The sequence below is a fragment of the Ferruginibacter paludis genome, assembly GCF_030409685.1.
Lineage (GTDB): Bacteria > Bacteroidota > Bacteroidia > Chitinophagales > Chitinophagaceae > Ferruginibacter > Ferruginibacter paludis.
Genome location: NZ_JAUFQJ010000004.1, coordinates 536,101 through 553,670 on the forward strand (window position 1 = coordinate 536,101; position 17,570 = coordinate 553,670).

Annotated in this window: 9 protein-coding genes; all 9 read right to left on the minus strand. The window is 41.2% G+C overall.

Going from position 1 to position 17,570, the window contains the following annotated elements; genetic code table 11:
* Positions 1-64: 64 nt before the first annotated feature.
* The 9 genes from QWZ08_RS07975 to QWZ08_RS08015 all read right to left on the minus strand — a co-directional run bounded on the left by QWZ08_RS07975 (position 65) and on the right by QWZ08_RS08015 (position 17,355).
* A complete protein-coding gene (locus QWZ08_RS07975) occupies positions 65-2,530 on the minus strand; it encodes a carboxylesterase family protein (protein WP_290336805.1) in 2,466 nt (821 codons plus the stop codon).
* Positions 2,531-2,588: 58 nt separating this feature from the next.
* Positions 2,589-3,890 carry a vanadium-dependent haloperoxidase gene (locus QWZ08_RS07980; protein ID WP_290336806.1) on the minus strand — a complete coding sequence of 434 codons (1,302 nt, stop codon included), beginning with the start codon at positions 3,888-3,890 and terminating at the stop codon, positions 2,589-2,591.
* Positions 3,887-7,267, minus strand: coding sequence for a VCBS repeat-containing protein (locus QWZ08_RS07985; RefSeq protein ID WP_290336807.1), 3,381 nt, complete (start codon positions 7,265-7,267; stop codon positions 3,887-3,889). The genes QWZ08_RS07980 and QWZ08_RS07985 overlap by 4 nt, the downstream gene beginning before the upstream one ends.
* Before the next feature lie 187 nt (positions 7,268-7,454).
* The gene (locus QWZ08_RS07990; RefSeq protein ID WP_290336808.1) at positions 7,455-8,795 is read right to left on the minus strand and encodes a c-type cytochrome; all 1,341 of its coding nucleotides are present in this window, start codon (positions 8,793-8,795) and stop codon (positions 7,455-7,457) included.
* Positions 8,770-9,366 (minus strand): redoxin family protein, encoded by a 597-nt coding sequence (locus QWZ08_RS07995; protein WP_290336809.1) that lies wholly within the window; start codon positions 9,364-9,366, stop codon positions 8,770-8,772. Before QWZ08_RS07995 ends, QWZ08_RS07990 begins: the two co-directional genes overlap by 26 nt.
* A gap of 168 nt (positions 9,367-9,534) precedes the next feature.
* Positions 9,535-11,199 carry a SusD/RagB family nutrient-binding outer membrane lipoprotein gene (locus tag QWZ08_RS08000; RefSeq protein ID WP_290336810.1) on the minus strand — a complete coding sequence of 555 codons (1,665 nt, stop codon included), beginning with the start codon at positions 11,197-11,199 and terminating at the stop codon, positions 9,535-9,537.
* A 41-nt stretch (positions 11,200-11,240) separates the two neighbouring features.
* A complete protein-coding gene (locus tag QWZ08_RS08005; RefSeq protein WP_290336811.1) occupies positions 11,241-14,534 on the minus strand; it encodes a SusC/RagA family TonB-linked outer membrane protein in 3,294 nt (1,097 codons plus the stop codon).
* Between the two features lie 41 nt (positions 14,535-14,575).
* Positions 14,576-15,721, minus strand: a complete 1,146-nt coding sequence (locus tag QWZ08_RS08010) for an ROK family protein (RefSeq protein WP_290336812.1) — start codon at positions 15,719-15,721, stop codon at positions 14,576-14,578.
* Between the two features lie 401 nt (positions 15,722-16,122).
* Positions 16,123-17,355, minus strand: a complete 1,233-nt coding sequence (locus tag QWZ08_RS08015; RefSeq protein WP_290336813.1) for an ROK family protein — start codon at positions 17,353-17,355, stop codon at positions 16,123-16,125.
* Positions 17,356-17,570 lie beyond the last annotated feature (215 nt).

The window sequence follows — 17,570 nt, forward strand, 5'->3', positions numbered from 1 at the left end:
TTAAATGCTTTTTAGGTTAACTATCGAATTAGTTTTATTGAGGCCGGAGCAATGACAGTGCATATTACTGCTGCAATTTGAATTCTTCGCTATCCAATTTCCATTCATTATTAAAAAAACCTGCCATTTTCACAGCGTGTGCACCTGACTGCAGCATATCAATATTATAGATCATAAAATCAGGAAAGCCACTTGCTCCCGCAAAATACTGATTTGCTGAGGCAGCCTGCATCCCTTTCAAGCCAGTTCCGCTTATTACAGCTACTGAAGTTATAAAAGAACTCTTTACCGGCCATACAAAATAAGCACCAAGGTCGCCGCCTCTCCACACTTTGTTGCCTGCAGTAATTTTATTTTTTTCCACCAGGATCGGGCAATCATTCAGCAATTCTTTCCAGGCTGAGTTTGTATTGCTGTTACCAAAAAGTACAATGCCCCTGTCCTTGTATTTCGTTAACGAATATGCTTTATCTGCTATCACATCAACTGCTCCATTGCCACGGTAATACCAGGTTTCTGCATCATACCTGGCTTTATTTAAACTCCATTCGTTTTCTTGCTTATCACCAGCAGTACCATATACAAATACCATATTGTGATTGAACGCTTCCTTAAAGGTACCATACCGGTGCGGTCCCTTCTCATTTAAAGATGGCGCTGCTCCTGCTACCCATTTGTTCTGCCTTAATTCCAGTATAATACTATCGTTGGCTGATACCGTAGTGTATTTTATAGTATCCGACTTATCAAGGCTGATACTGACTGTTGTGTTAGCGCCCAAATCTTTGAGACTGAATTGCAGCATGTGTATATTTTTTGTGGACCCGGTTATCTTATTGTGCCTTCTGTCACGAACCAATTTTAAATTACTGTACTGCAGCGGATGTTGCTGCTGAAGGATAGAAGCCCAGCGATAAGTGGAGGAAATACCAGGACTGGAAGTGGTAAAATCAATTTGATTAACGGCAGTATCAGCCAGCCTGGTATGCCATTTAAAAAAATCAAACAATGGCTTCCAGTCAACACTCTGGTCACCAAACCAATGCTCGCCGCCTGAATATTCATAGTAGTTGAAATCAGGATGAAAAGCTGCCAGCAACTTTTTCATTTGCCGGGCATAATTTACAGAAACAACTTTATCGGAATCGCCGTGCAAGATATAAACACCAAATGGTTTATAGTTATTGGCAAGGCTGATCACATCACTCTGGTTGCCCGCCCGCAGTAACATTTGTTCAAAAATATCTTTACTGCTGTCCGGAATTTTTCCATCCGCAGAGCCATAATCTTTTAAGGTTGGATAACCTGAACAGGGTGCAATAGCCGCCCAGTTGCCGGGATAAGCAGCACCTAAAAACCAGGTACCATGTCCGCCCATGGAGTGACCGGTGAGATAGATACGTTGTGGATCTGGCTTAAATTTTTCTTTGGCAAGATTGAGTACTTCCAGTGCATCCAGCCTGCCCCAGTCTTCCCAGTTAAAACCCCGCGGACGCCGGTTAGTGGCTGCTACCAGTGTTCCCCAATCTTTGGATTGGTATGCTTTTGCCTGGCCTATTGCTTCCACACCTGCACCATGAACAGATAAAAACAAGGCTGCATTATCCTTTGTTCCGTTTAATTGAGGTGTAACTGAATAGTATTGCAAACTGCCATCCACCTGGCTTCTAAAAGTAGTGCTGTATTTTGCTGATGAATCTACTGCTTCAAGGATGAATTGCTTTTCATCAACCGATTTATTTTTATTCTGAAGGGTTATACTACAATCATATTTGCCTGTGCTGCTTATGTCTCTGGCATCAAAATTAAAAATCACTTTTCTTGATGACATCGCCGGTATTACCGGTGTATTGGTGAGCAAAGTTTTACCGGATACGATTGATTTTAACTGGTAATTTTTTAAGTCCTGCAAACCGGAATTAATGATCACCACAGCTCCCTGCAAAACACCATTTTGCTTATTCAGAACCACATGCGGCATAGTAGAATCTGCGGTACTGATCATTACAGGTTTTTCAGGAAAGATGATAGCAGCACTTGTTTGAAAGTAAGTGCGCACATACAATTCATTCAGCCCCTTTTTTAGTGTAACCGGAATGTACAGCCAACCTGCGCCATACGGATCACCTGCATGCAATACACCATTAAAATATACGGCGCTATTGCCCTTAATGTTCAGCAGCACATTTTGGTGACGCTTTGCAGTATAAGTTAAATACAGGTATCCGCCCGCGCCGAAACGCCTGCTTTTGAAAACGCCGGCACTGTCTGCGGCTATTGCTGTCCATGTTATTCGATTTGTTGCACTATCCTGCTTAGCTGTTGTTAAAGCCTGGGGCTTTTGTAAAGTCTGGTTATATAACTGCCAGGCCACCGTGTCAATATAAAGCGCTTCACGGCCGTAATGATGTACACCATTTACAAACAAGCCTTTTGTAAATACATAAGTTTGCTGTCCACTTGCAAACTGGTAACCGAATAACAAAATCAATAAAATACTTTTATTCATCATCGTTTTTTTAACCTTCATTGCAACTATTATTGATTCTAATATTTTTTTTAATCTTCTGAATTCTCACCTTCCAACATCATTGCATTTTAATTTTCCCTGTGATCCACTCACCTAAATTGTTCCCCTGTTTTTGTCCGTTTTCAATGGCTGCCCTGTAATGGATACCACCGTACAAACGCGAAATAGCCGCTTCGTTACAAGCTTCTGAAAAGGAATTAAAATGCTTTACAGGTAACCCAAACTCAACTTCGGTATCATCGTCAAAACCGATTGCTTTACCAAAGAAATGGTTGAGCACAGTAGCTGCTGCGGTTGATATAACACTGTGACCGCTGGTGTATTCAGGGAAGGGTGGAGTTTGTAACAATGGCCGCCAGCTTTCATCCATGTATTTGTTGATATAAGTCTCCGGGCGAATAATATTGCTCCTGTACTTTTCATCCCAGCAAATTATAAATCCGTCAAATAATGCAATGGCCGTAAGCGAATATGCTGCAGCTGCTTTCATCATCGTAGCATTGGTACTGCGGCACACAACGCCGGCTATAGACATCCAATGACCACCCGGTGATATTTTTTTTGTTGCAAAATTCAGGTGGCCTTCGGTGGTCACGGCAAAAGGGTTGCAATCCCAAAAGCTGGCAATGGCAATATGTTGGGCAGATAAATGGCGGGTTGTATCATACACTTCCAATACCTGCCGGTAAAATGAACTGTTGGTATCCTTACTGAAAGGCAACGGAAGCTCAGGGCGGAACTGGCTGGCAGAATCCAGTACCAGTGGCCTTATCCGGTTCCAGTTAGGTTCAACCGCCGCCATGTACACCGGCGGTGTCGGCATCCATTTGCCTTCCTGTTTTAAATAATTATAACGCCTTAAACTTCTCGTTTCTTTATACTTGTCTTTTGCCGCCCATTGCATAACAGCACTGGCTACCTGCTGACCATACAATACTGAAGCATCATATTCCTGCCTGCTTATTTTTTTATTTTTATACCATTGCAAAATTTGAGTGATGGAATCCTGCAGGAGGGCTTCTGAAAAAACAAGATTTTTACCAGTGATTAAAAAAGCATTTACCGCCGCAAGAGAAGCACAGATCTTATATTTACAAACCGGTATTTCGGGAAAAGAATTCAGCTGCGTGTACATGGAACGATACGCTTTATTTTGTTTTACCAACACTTCGTATGCGGCGATATTGGTGTAGGCATAGATGCGGCTGGCAACCGGCGGAGAAAAAATATCGTGTATGATAACATCTGTTAAAGCCTTTTGTGCCCGGTGTAATGGCGTCGCATCTGTTTCCCATGCCCTGGTTTGCGCATTGGACAGGTACGGCATTAATAATACTATGATCACTATTAATTTTCTCATTTACCTGTTGCTTTTAAAACCTGCACGGTGTCATTATTTTTAGCCACTATAATGAGTGTTTCACCTGATTTATTTTTTATAGCAGTCATGGCCCTGACATCCCCATCAATGTAAACACCGGACAGTGGCGGATCGATGACCGAAAAATGTTGGTTACCCATACCTTTCATCAACAGGCCAAGACTTGCATCTGACCGGCCCAACTGAACACGATAAGAGAAATAATTACCTCCCGATAAAATATCTTTTTTTCCGTCGCCATCAAAATCAACAGGTGTCAATCCAAATATTTTCGATTCCTGTGCCTTCAGCGGCAAAGGCTTAAAGGAAAAATTGTTATGCCCATCATTGTATAAAACACCTGAAGCCAGTTCATCGCAGTAAAGCACCCGTGCCTGCCGAATCTTTTCTTTGGAAAAGATATCGTTGATGGTAGCATCTGCATAATCTTTGTACTTAATGTATTTTTTCTTGAGGGGCGAAACCTGGTCAAGTAATTCATCCCTGGAGGCCATGGGATAACTTTTGCCCTGGATATAATAACACATCACCGGGTCAAGGGTGCCATTATCATCAAAGTCGTTTACATACAATTGCAACGGTTGCTCTTTACTGGTTTTTGAAAACTGATCGTTGTAGCCGCAGTTACCCAATAAAAAATCTACGTCCCCGTCGCCGTCAATATCAGTGGCTGTAAGCGCCGACCACATGCCATTCAGATTTTTTAATCCCGATGCAAGTGAAATATCTTCCAGGTTTCCTTTGTTATTATTAAAGAGCATTACGGGCATCCAGTCTCCGGCAATAACCAGCTCCGGAAAATGATCATTGTTAATGTCGACCCATTGTGCAACAGTAACCATTCCGGATTTTTGCAATGCCGGGCAGATTGAAGCGGTAACATCAGTAAAACGAACAACTCCATGTTGGGTATCGTTGCGCAACAAGTAACTTTCTGAAGGTAACGGAAATGAGCCCGGCACTCCCCTGCCACCTACAAACAAATCGAGGTCGCCATCATTATCAAAATCTCCCACTGCAATAGCTTGTTTGCTGCTGAGCATGGCAGGCAGTGCATCTATATTTTTGACGAAGTTTCCTTTACCGTCATTGATGTATAACCTGTCAGCATATTCGGGCGACTGATCCGCATACTCGTTGCCGCCACTTACCACGTACAAATCCAGGTCACCATCTTTATCGGCATCGAAAAAAACAGCGTTTACATCTTCACTTGCTGAATCATTTATCCAGGCCTGTTGCGGGGCTTCCACAAATATATCATTCTCCTTTTGCAGGTAAAGAATGCCCGCCTGGCCTATCGCTCCACCAATAAAAATATCTTCCAGCCCGTCGCCGTTTACATCCCCTTTCGCTAATGCAGGCCCTTGTTTTGATAACTGGTATGGCAGCAATACTTCGTCTTTAAAATCGATAAAGTTGTTTTCAATATGTTTAAAACGGATGCCCGATTTCTCCGTGATATCGGTAAACATTTTTGGAACAACAATTCCTGGTTCAACTTTCTTTATGGAAGCTTCCGATTGTTTTAATTCAATTACTGTATCCGTTTTTACATCCGTAAAAATGTTTGCTTTACCATCGGGCCATTCAACTGCAAGTTGCCTGATCGTATCGTTAAGCGGAAAGCCAAATAAGAGTTCCTGCGCAACTGTTGACTGGTAACTTCTCACCGGGTATAACTCGAGGTATTGTTTTGTACTGCTTGTTGTGAGGGTTGCTTTTGCGCCATACGCTTTTGTGTTTACCCCATCTCCTTTAAACCGAAGTTTGATGAAATGCGCCGGCATTATTTCATGGGCATTGTTTCGATACACCATCGCAGGCTCATTATTATTACACACAACCAAATCGAGGTCGCCATCATTATCCAGATCAGCATAAACGGCTGCGTTGGAAATAGTAGGTTTGCTGATACCCCAGTCAATGGTTTTATTTGAAAAACTTAAATCGTGGTTATTTTTAAAAATGTAATTGCTTAATTTATTGGAGGGCATCAGCTTAACCAGGTCGTAGGTTTGGTAATTTAAGTTGCCCGATTTTAACGCCGCGGCTTTGGCATCTGCTACGGAGTATTTTAAAAAATCCATGTCGGTAAAATCACGGAGATAACCGTTGCTTACAAAAATATCTTTCCAGCCATCGTTGTCAAAATCAGCCAGTAAACCACTCCAGCTCCAGTCTGTGTTTGATACACCGGCCATTTGCCCTATCTCACTAAAACGAAGGTTACCCTTGTTATCAACACCTTCATTTAACTGAAGCATGTTGCGCATTTGCTGATGATGGTAACCGCTGTCGAGCAGCAGATGATACTGATCGTATTCATCCGGCCCTTTCAGCAATTTCTGCCGGTGATTATCTTCGGGTAACATATCCAGTGTAAACACGTCGGGCCTTCCATCGTTGTTATAGTCGGCAATATCCGCTCCCATAGCGTATTTGGAGATATGAGCGAACGATTTAGCCAAAGATTCGGTAAAACTTCCATCTTTATTATTGACGTAAAAACAATCTTTTTCTGTGTAATCGCTGGTGGTATAAATATCCGGCCAGCCATCATTATTCAAGTCACTGATGGTTACACTTAAGCCAAAATTGAGTGCGTTATTTACAATCCCCGCTTGTAAAGTAACATCTGTAAAATGCATATTGCCTTTGGCGTCGCGGTCATTTCTAAATAAGCGGTTACCAAAACTAAAGTCGGGAGTTGACCGTATCTTCTTTGTATTGATAAACGGATTGTAAGTATGGTTGCTATGATTCAGCAGAAACATATCAAGGTCTCCATCTTTATCATAATCAAAAAAAGCTGCCTGCGTAGATTGAGTGCCCGGTGCATTTAATCCGTAATCCCTGGCCATCTCTTTAAAATAAGGAAGCCCGTCTTTCAAACCCTGGTTAATAAATAATTCATTGCAAAGTTTTTCGGGGTCATCATACTTACCCGAATGGCAAACGTAAATATCCATTAATCCATCACCGTTTACATCTGCAATGCTTACGCCAGTGCGCCAGGTACCGTTGCCTGCAACGGCTGCAGAGGCAGTAATATCAGCAAATTTAAAATTGCCTTTGTTTAAAAAAAGTTTGTTAGCGGTAGTGTTCCCGGAAAAGAAAATATCGTTCAGCCCGTCGTTATTAAAATCGCCAACGCCCACCCCTGCGCCATTGTAGAGGTATTCGTAGCGCATTACATTTAAAGAATCATCCTCCTCTATCGAATTTAAAAAAGATATTCCTGTCTCCTTTTCGTTCATCAATGAAAACAAGCTTGTTTTTTTTTGTTGTGCAAACAAGGTATTGGAGCAGGCTGATAAAAGCAAAAAAGCTATAAAGGGCAATGTTTGCTTCATTAATTAATCATATTGGTTATCTTATAAAATTGCATACTCAATTTGTTGTATAAAATATTGTCCGGGCCGGGAAGCCTTGTGGTACATTCTTGCATCGCCCTCTTGTACCACATCAACCTGTTGTACTTTAGCCTGCTGACTTGTGCTCCTTGTCGGCTGATGATCCGTTTTTTGTTATGCAGCAATGCTATTCCAATTCTATTTTTTCATCTCCTTCTTCGTAAGGCAAATACACCATTAGCAAAGTCAGCATTTCATCTGTTGATATCATGGAGCTTTCTGAAAAAACGGTGCGGGGCGGATTACGCGGATTTGCCGGGTTTTCGGCAGTGTTGTCGTAGGTTCCTTCAATATGCATCACAGAACCTTTTGGCACTTTCAGCAAATGTTTTAACCGGTAAATTTCCTGCCAGCGAAAATCCCATTCCGGGATAGACACGAGCTTACTTGTATCTCCTTCCTGCGAAACAAGGTAGGCTTTAAAACTTTTGCCGATGTAATGCATATGCGGCCAAACATACATGATAGATACATCCGCGCCAGGGTTAGTAACTTCCAACGTGAATGATTTTTTTTCGTTGGCCTTAATATAAAAAATCGGCGTTATCTGTTTTTCACCAATGCCACCCGAACCAAAACTGATCACCTTAACCTGTCTTGTAACAGGTGTTTTTTTGAAAAAAAGATTTACCTGTGAAAAACTTTTTTCATCCACTGCGCTGGGTGCAAAATGAACGGTTAAAAGGATCACACCACGCTTTGGCATTATCCATCCAAACTCTTTTGGATAATACTCGTAAGTTGTACCGGGTATCCATCCGCCATAATAAGTCATTACTTTTTTATAAGGCCTGTATTGATCCAGTTTAGTATGATCATCTTCCGATAAATTTACAGTAGCATCCGTTTTATAAATATTGATAGAAGTATCTGCTACGTCATGTATGGCATAGTTGGCATGATGAATCAGCTTTTTATTATTACTGTAAAACTCGATGGCTTCAATGTTTTCAGCATCTTTTAATTCAAAAGGAATTTTAAAAATAGCGAAACGTTCTTTGTTATCTCCCCTTACTAAAAAACTGTCAGCCATTTTTAAAACCATGTCGGGCTTGCGGCTATATGTTGTAAAACTCGTAAACTCAGGCGTTGCAGCCACCTGCTTTACTTTCGTTCCCTGCGGCGCTTTATTATCTATCCATTGCACCAGTAAACTAATTTCTTTTTGAGACAATGATCTGTCATTTGCAAAATGTACATAGCTATTGTCTGCCTTCCATGGCGGCATATAACCACTTTGCACAACATCTTTTATAAAAGACACTCTTTTGCTTACATCTTCGTAACCCAACAACGAAAAGGGTGCGCCGCCGCCGGGATGGTGGCATGGGGCGCATTTGGTTTGAACAATGGGAGCAATGTCATTGTAGTAAGTTAACTGCTGAGCCTGTAGTATAGAACTATTCAGCAAAAATAAAACCAGGTATAAAAAGTTTTTCATTTTAGTAATCATTGATTCTGCACCCATACGCTTTTGTTTTTTTGATAGTTACGTCTGCAGGCTGCAGGCTTTGTTCTATGGCATTCTTTACATAATGTTTTGAAGCCAATATTTTCTTTTTACCGAGGCCCTGCACCCAGTCATCAATAGCGCCGGTATAAATAAGATTGCCTTTGTTATCCAGCAAAATGGCCTGCGGTGTTACAGTTGCATTTAAATAACGGGTTAATGACAGTTTTGTGTCAATTAATATATTGAATGTGGTAAGATACTTATTTTGAAAAGCCATCACATCTTTTGAAGAATACGCATTGCCGGAAACAATGCCGTACACGGCAACGCGGTCTTTAAATTGTTCGTGAAGCTGGTTTATTGTCTTGGTATAATTCTGACAGAGTGGACATTCCGGTGATAAAAAAATAAACAGGGAAAGTGCTTTATCATCCAGGTGAATGACCGTATTTTTTTGAAGGCTGATATCTGTTAAGTCGCAAGAACCGACTTGATTAAAAATGGTAAGGGAATCTTTAGTTAGCTGCGCATGCAGACTATAGGTGGTAAAAATCAGGCACAATATTGTAAGTGGTCTTGTAAGCATGTTTTGACAACCATTTTATAACACAATTTAATTTATCTCTGTGACTAAGTTAAGAAATGATACAGACTGTAATTGTTAAATGAAACGGAATAGTGATACACTGATTTCAAAGAGTATAAAAAGATAACTCCAGGCAAAACATGCGGCCTGGAGTTATCTGAATAAAATTTATTTTTTATCCCACCAAACACGACCGTACAGGTCATCTATAGCGGTTCCAAAATCAGGGTCTGCTTTCATATTATCCAAAGCAGCCTGTTTGTTTGTTGCATTTAAATCACTTGTAGACGGAGCGCTGATTGCGGCTCTTCTTGGGATCTGGTAAAGAGTACCATCAATCATTATATTTTCATTAGCCAAAGCGGTTGTTGCATTTGGATAGCCCGTTCTTTTATACAGCGCCCATGCTTCGTTGGGTTGCTTAAAGAAGTTAATATAGGATTGTATTGCAATTTGCTCCAATGCTTTCGGAGCACTATACATAATTGCGGGAGAAGCTTTATAAGCTGTCAGTTCACCAGCCGTTACTGCTGTGTAATCTTCCAGCTTAGCGTCTGCAGCTGCCTTATCATAGAAAGATATTGAAGCATCGATACCGGCATAATACAAAGCCTGGGCATCTTCAGTAGTAATACCTTTTGCGGCTAATTCAGCACGCATAAACAATTCATCCGCATAAGAAATTAAAGGAAAGAAATTTTTTCCTGTACCGCCACCGTTTGCAGGCTGAAACATTCTCCATTGCAAATAAGAAACCGTATCCAGTGCCAGGTTATCATCTACCTTCTTTTGCACAAACCAGGAGCTTACGGTTTTTACAACGTCTGGGCTTACCGGTGCTCCTACGTACTGCCTTGCACTTACAATAGTACCTGCAGGATATAGTCCTTTGGCAATGGCTGCATTCATATTAGCCTGTGTATAATTGTTCTTTTTATAAAACAGGCGCAAGCGTGGATCGCTTTGTGCGAACATAAAATCCACCGTTGGCTTCGGAGCCCTGAATTCGTCAGGAGCCCAGTTGCCGCCGGCAGTAAAACTTACATCAGCATAAAACACCCAGCCCTCTGCATTGCTTGTCATCAGGTTGGATGCATCTGCAATTACTTCCTTAACAATCGCTGTAGCTGTGGCTTCGTCTCTCTTCATCAGGCGCATTGCCATTCTTAAACGAAGAGCTGAAGCAGCCTTTGCCCATAGAGCCACATCGCCGTGAAAATAAAGATCATTTTTACCAAGACTTACCTGTGCTGTAGCTGGCGGAGCTTTCAACAAAGCAATCACTTCCTTTAAGCGCTTATCCCACAAGGCGTATAATTCCTGCTGCGTTTCATATTTAGGAGTAAGGGTGCCACCATACCGTGCCTGGAAAGCTTCTGTATAAGGTAAGCTTCCGTTTATATCTGAAACGTAGAAAGCATAATATATCTTGGGAATATCAGCGATGGCATTTATCTGATCGTACTTTGGTTTTTCTGCATCGGGCAATTTGCTGATCAAAACCTGTACATCCGTTAAGACAGATCCCAGCGTTGGATAAAATACTCCATAACGCGAATTAAAATTACCCACGGTTTTCAGTGTTACTGAGCCATTTCCTGCGTTAGCAGTGGATTGTTGAGTCCAGAACATGATGCGGCGGTAGTTATCATAAAATTGCTCAAAATCTTGCCCATGGGCCTGGATGGCAGCATTTAGAAACTGCTCTTCCGGTTTAATGGAATATAGTACACCAGGGTCGGTGTTTAATTCGACAAATGCCGATTTTTTACAACTACCCAATGCCAGGGAAACAGCCAGGATAGCTAAGTATGAATATTTATAAAATTTCATTTTTATTAAAATTTAAATTATTAAAAGATATTGCCTGCGAATTAAAAACCTGCGAGCAACGATACCGCCATTTGACGCTGGTAAGGTCCACCGCCAGTTTCAGCAAATGCGCCGGGGCGGCTTGAATAAATTGATTCCGGATATATATGATCCTTGGTGGTAGTATATAAGTAAATAATATTTCTACCTGAAACATTTAACCGAAGTCTGTTGATTTTTAATTTACTGATAGTACTTTTTGGAAAGTCATAACCAAAAGAAACCTCACGCAATGCAACCCAGGTATTATCAAAAACAGAATATTCACGGATACCTGTGCCCCAGCTTGCTATACCTTCGTAATAATCCAAAGCTGCAATTGGCTTTTTAAGTCCCTTGCTAACAGCATCAGCATAAGTTAATCCACTTACATCAATATTATTAATGATGGTGTTTTTCCCAAAAACGCCTTCTGGTATAATACCATCATTGCGCTGAACACCATTGGCGTCAGTATAGGCTATACCACCGTGTTCTGCATCACGACCAAATAAAGTACTTTGATAGTTACCATATTCAGATCCATACTGATGAGTTGTTGAAGCGATCTTTCCACCCACTTTCGCATCTACCTGTATAAACAGGCTGAAGCTTTTATACCTGAATTCGTTGATGTTGCTAACCAGGTATTTTTCCATTGCAGAACCAAGAATTTTTTCTCCCTGTCCGTAGGCACCAGAGCGCCAGTAAGTTCCATCCTGCTGCAATAATTTTTGGTTTGTTTGTGGATCTCTGGCATAGGCATAAGTACTTACAATAGTACCAAAATCTTCACCTACTTTGGCTACCGAACGAACGTCGTTTCCGAAAGCCAGGTCAAGGTCTCTGCTGTCTGTACCAGGATAAAGCGCTATGATCTTATTCCGGTTACGGGTAAAGTTTACCGTAGTGGTCCACTCAAAATGCTTTGTGCGGACTGGCACTCCGGACAATAATATTTCTACGCCCTTGTTCTGAATATTACCTGCATTAATTAAACGGCTGTCAATACCACTTTCTGGCGGCGCATTTAACTGTATGGTTTCATTCTTGGTGTTCTTTTTATAGGCAGCAACATCAATCCTTAAACGGTTATTAAAAAAACGAAGATCCACGCCTATTTCGGTTTCAAAAGCTCTTAAAGGTACCAGGTTGAGGTTACCAAGACTATTGCTCTGAAAGCCGTAACGGGGAACAGATGTGGCGCCAAGGTCTGTATAGTTGCCATTTAAAACATAGTTTCCACTGGACGTAGTGTAAATTCCTGTACCGGCTCCGGTAATACCATAACTGGCTCTTAATTTACCGAAAGAAAGAAAATCAAATTGTTTTTTATCTTTCAGCAATTCTGTAAATAACCATGAAGCACCAATTGACGGATAATTATAAACATAAGTGCCATGACCGTCAGGATAAGTTAAGGTAGAGTTCCAGTCACTTCTAAAACTACCTGACAATGTCAGCATTTCTTTCCAGGTTATATCACCATAGGTATACAACGCATCCAGCCTGCTTTGCGGGTATTTGCCTCCACTCACGTCTAACGCATTTTTACTATTGGAAAGTGCAAAAATATCGGCATTCTTAAAGCCTCCATTAGTATTTGCAGATAATTGCGTACCACCAAGTCCGCGTTGTGTTTCACCACCAGCCGACAGGCTGAATTCCAGATTGTTTGTAATCTTCCTTGTTGCAGTCAATAAGGCCTGTAATCTGGCGTCTTTTCTGTTTGAAGTATACAAAGCATATCGTCCAAAATTGTTGCTGTTAAAGCCGGCTCCATCGCCACGTTCTTTAGTTTCCTGGTTAACATCATAACTATTCACGTTACCCCGCATCAGCAAGCTTAACCATGGCGTTATGTTGGCAGTTATATCAAGATTTGCCAAAAGACTATTTTCCTTTTGAGCAACATTGGTTTGGTAAATACTCCACATGTCATCAGTGATAGATCCACGCAAATAAGGAGATTTTTGCACGCGGCCGCCATTTACAGCATCAATATAATTTGCGAATAGATTGTCTATAGGAAAGTTGCGTGAATTTGAGTAGGCGAGTCTGTATAATAAACTTCCCTGACCACCTTGCTGCATTGGATTTTTAGAAACAGTTGCGGCATAATTAATAGAAAAATCCATGTTAATTAATTTGCCCACTTTTTGGGTAGCTCTCAACGCAAAACTATTCCTGTCAAACTTATTAGTAGATACGATGCCCTGCTCAGCTGATTTTGTATAAGAAAAACGCACGGTGGTTTTATCGTTGCCGCCTTCAACAGACACATTGGTGTTATTAATTAAACCTGTCTGGTAAAGGTCCTTCATGTTATTTGGCTTATAAACACGGGTTACTCCATCCGCATCAATAACAGTCTGTCCGGCGAACTTTGGACCAAAACTATAATAGGGAGCATAATCATCATTGGGAATAATATCTTTTCCATCTGAATTTTTTGCAAAAGTCGGGCTGTTACCGCCACCATATTCATTTTGAAAATCAGGAAGTCTGTACACTTTATTCCAGGTAGTTGTTTGATTAAGCGTGACACCCAGGCCCGGCCTTGCCTTACCCTTTTTTGTTGTAATCAATATTACGCCGCTTAATGCCTGTGATCCGTATAAAGCACTCGCTGCAGATCCTTTCAATACAGTCATGCTTTCATAATCGTCGGGATTAAGATTTTTCATCTGGTTACCAAAGTCCCTGTTATCGCCCCACGAATCAGCACCTGATGCGCCCGGTTGAATCAATACTCCATCAATAACATATAAAGGCATGGTATTGCCGCTAAGGCTTGAATTACCCCTGATACGGATACGTGAACTTGATGAAGGTCCGCCTGCACCCTGATTGACCATAACGCCTGCAATTTTACCTTGCAAAGAGTTTACTACGTTCACAGTGCCTGCCCTTGCAAGTTCAGCTCCACCTACTGATTGTATAGCATAAGGAACTTTCAGAGAACTCGTTCTTGTACCGAAACCTGTTATCACAACTTCGTTCAATTTGCCAACCGCACCTGATAATTCTACAGTCAAATAATCTTCCTTACCAACATTAACCTGCTTAGTAGTATATCCAACACTACTGAAAATCAATACCGCATCAGAAACTGGTACCGATATTTTAAAATTCCCCCTGGAATCCGCTGCTGCATTCGATTTAGTTCCACTTAAATTAATCGATACGCCCGGAATTGCATTACCGGCACTGTCCCTGACTGAGCCCGTAATAGTTTTTCTCTGTTGGCCTAAAACAGTACCGCAGCAAATGCATAAGAGCAGAAGCGGCAGTAAGTGTGAAATCGTTTTTTTCATGTTGTGTTGTTTTGCTTTAAATAATAAAAAATTGGGTATTTCTATAGTTGACTAAGTTCAAATCCAGTTGTTTCTTCTTTTAAAAACGATATCTCGTTATAATTTTCCATCACCAGGGCCGCCGCACCGATCAGTTGAGCTTCCAGCCCCAGGTCAGAAATTTCTATGTTCGTATTTTGAAAAAGCCGGCGAATACAGTGTTCATTCAACGCCTGCTGAATGGGAGCTTCCCATATTTTCCCTGCCGCCGATCCCCTGCCACTTAGAATTATTTTTTGCGGATTTAAAAGGTGAATTAATACTGCTACACCTTTCCCTATATTATATCCTGCCTTTGAAAAAAGTTCGATGGTAAACTGATCTCCTTCCTGCACAGCTTTTATAAGCTCCTGATAAGCCGTCTCATGATTTTCCAATGAAAGGGTATTTAACCTTGAAACCCGGCCAGAATTTATTCCTTCTATCGCCCGTTCTTTAATCAGCAGAAGCGAGGTTTCTGTTTCGAGGCAACCCGCTTTTCCGCACCAGCACAATTTTCCATTTAAAAACAGCGGAATGTGACTGAACTCACCTGCAAACCCTTCATGCCCCCGGTAAAGTGCTCCATTTAAAATCAGCCCCAGACCAACTCCCCAGCCAATATTTATTACCATTGCGTTCCGGGCGCCTTTAGCGGCCCCAAATCTCAGCTCAGCCAATGCTATCAGGCTTGAATCATTATCAATAAATACAGGCAGGCCCAATTGAAAAGCCATATGTTTTGTAATACTTTCATTATCAGGAAGCGATAAAAAAGAATAATTGATGCCTTTTTTTACGTCTATAAAGCCAGGCATACCAATGCCAATGCCTATAAACTTTTCCTTTGGTATACCGGAAGTGTCAATTGCGCCGGCAATTTTATCTATCAGCACCTGAAGCGCTGAACGGGTCTCCGTTAATGATAAAAAAATCCTGGTCACGGATGATACCAAATGATTTTGCATATCTATTACCGCAATTTTAGTAACAAACTGATCCATTGCTACCGCAACCATGTACATTACATTTCTCTGAATGGCATAGGTCAAAGGGCGTCTTCCACCGGAAGAAACAGCATACCCAGTCTCTGTTACCAAATTGTCAGCAACGAGTTCCTCGATCAACTTCTGTGTAAGTGGAAAACTTTTCTCTATTATGATACTCAAATCTACACAAGACAGATTCTCCTGAAAATACAACTGCTTTAATATGTCATTTTTACATACTGTCCTTTTTTCCGTCATATAATAATAGCAGCGATGTCCTGGTTAATTTTTTGTTATTAAAATAAAGATATACAAACTTGTTAAATAATTAAAAAAGTTTTCAAATCTATTTAATTATTTTACAAATCGAGCTATTGCCAAGGTAAATTGTGTGGAAGTTGATTTGTGGAAGGCCATGTGGAGTTGCAGGGCGGCAGGATGCCCGTCGGTTATTAAGTGATGACCGAAGTTGCTTGCTGGAATATAAAGGAGCGTTATACCATTGCTTAAGTGAGGGAATCCTTGACTACTCTTTGCACACGTAATCTGGTTGATAACCTGCACTCAGGGTCATCACCATGTTATTTTACCTTCAAATGATCTGGTTGTTTCGGAAACGGGTGAATTTTCATTCCCGGAATATGCTCATAATTTTCCATCACCAGCGCAGCAGCGCCAATTAATTCGGCCTGTTTTCCCAGCGTGGAAATTTCAATGTTGGTGCTTTCATACAAACGATAAATACAATGTTCATTCAAAGCCTGTTGTATCGGAGCCTGCCATATCTGCCCGGCTGCGGAGCCTCTGCCACTCAGCACAATTGTTTTAGGATTCAGCAGGTGAATCAATACTGCTACGCCTTTTCCAATGTTATATCCTGCTTTTGAAAAAAGTTCAATGGCAAACTGGTCGCCACTTTTTACGGCTTCGATGATGGCGTCAAAATCCTGCTCCAGGTCATCTCCCTGCAGCGAACTCAGTTTAGAAATCCGGCCCGCTTTAATTCCTTCCCTTGCCTGTTCTACAATCAGCAATAAAGAGGTTTCTGTTTCAAGACAGCCTGTTTTACCACAGCTGCACAATTTGCCGTTTAAAAATAACGGGATGTGACTGAACTCTCCGGCAAAACCTTCATGCCCGCGAAAGAGTTCGCCATTTAAAATAAGGCCAAGACCAATACCCCAGGCAATGTTAATCACCATGGCATTGCTTACTCCCCTTGCTGCACCAAAGCGTAATTCGGCGAGGGCAACCAAGCTGCTGTCGTTATCAATAAATACAGGCACTTTTATTTTTTCGCTGATATGCCGGGTGATACTTTTAAAATTGGGCAATTGCATGAAGGTGTAATTCACCCCTTTTTTTACATCTACAAAACCGGGCATGCCGATACCAACACCAACAAATTTTTCTTTGGATATGCCAGACTTGTCCATCACGTATTGTATCCTCTCAATCAATATCTGCAATGCTTCGGGGTTGTCGGGCAACGGCAGCACAACTTTTTCAATGGGAGAAACAAAATTGTTTTCCATATCCATCACAGCAATTTTTGTAACAAATTGGTCCATGGCGACAGATACCAGGTACATCACATCTTTCTGCAATGTATACGTCAGTGGTCGACGACCGCCGGTGGAAGCTGCGTAACCTGATTCAACCACGAGGTTTTGAGCTAGTAAATCTTCCAGTAGCTTGGCTGTAACAGGGAAACTTTTATCAATTTTAAAACAAAGATCAGCGCAGGACAAGCTATCCTGGAAATACAGTTCTTTTAAAATTTTATTGCGGGATAATTTCTTTTTCTCAGTCATTGTGGCTTGGTAAAAAATCGGTGTAAGAAAATGATAGTATGAATAACTAAAGGTAGAAAAAACATCTTAAATATTTAAAGAAGTTGCGTTTCTCACAAAGAGAACAAAGGATACAAAGCACGCAAAGAATTTTTTGGACAGCCAATAAAATATATGAGTACTGTGTTATAAATAAGTTGCATCCGTTGAATTCGCAGCATCCGTTGTGTGAATCA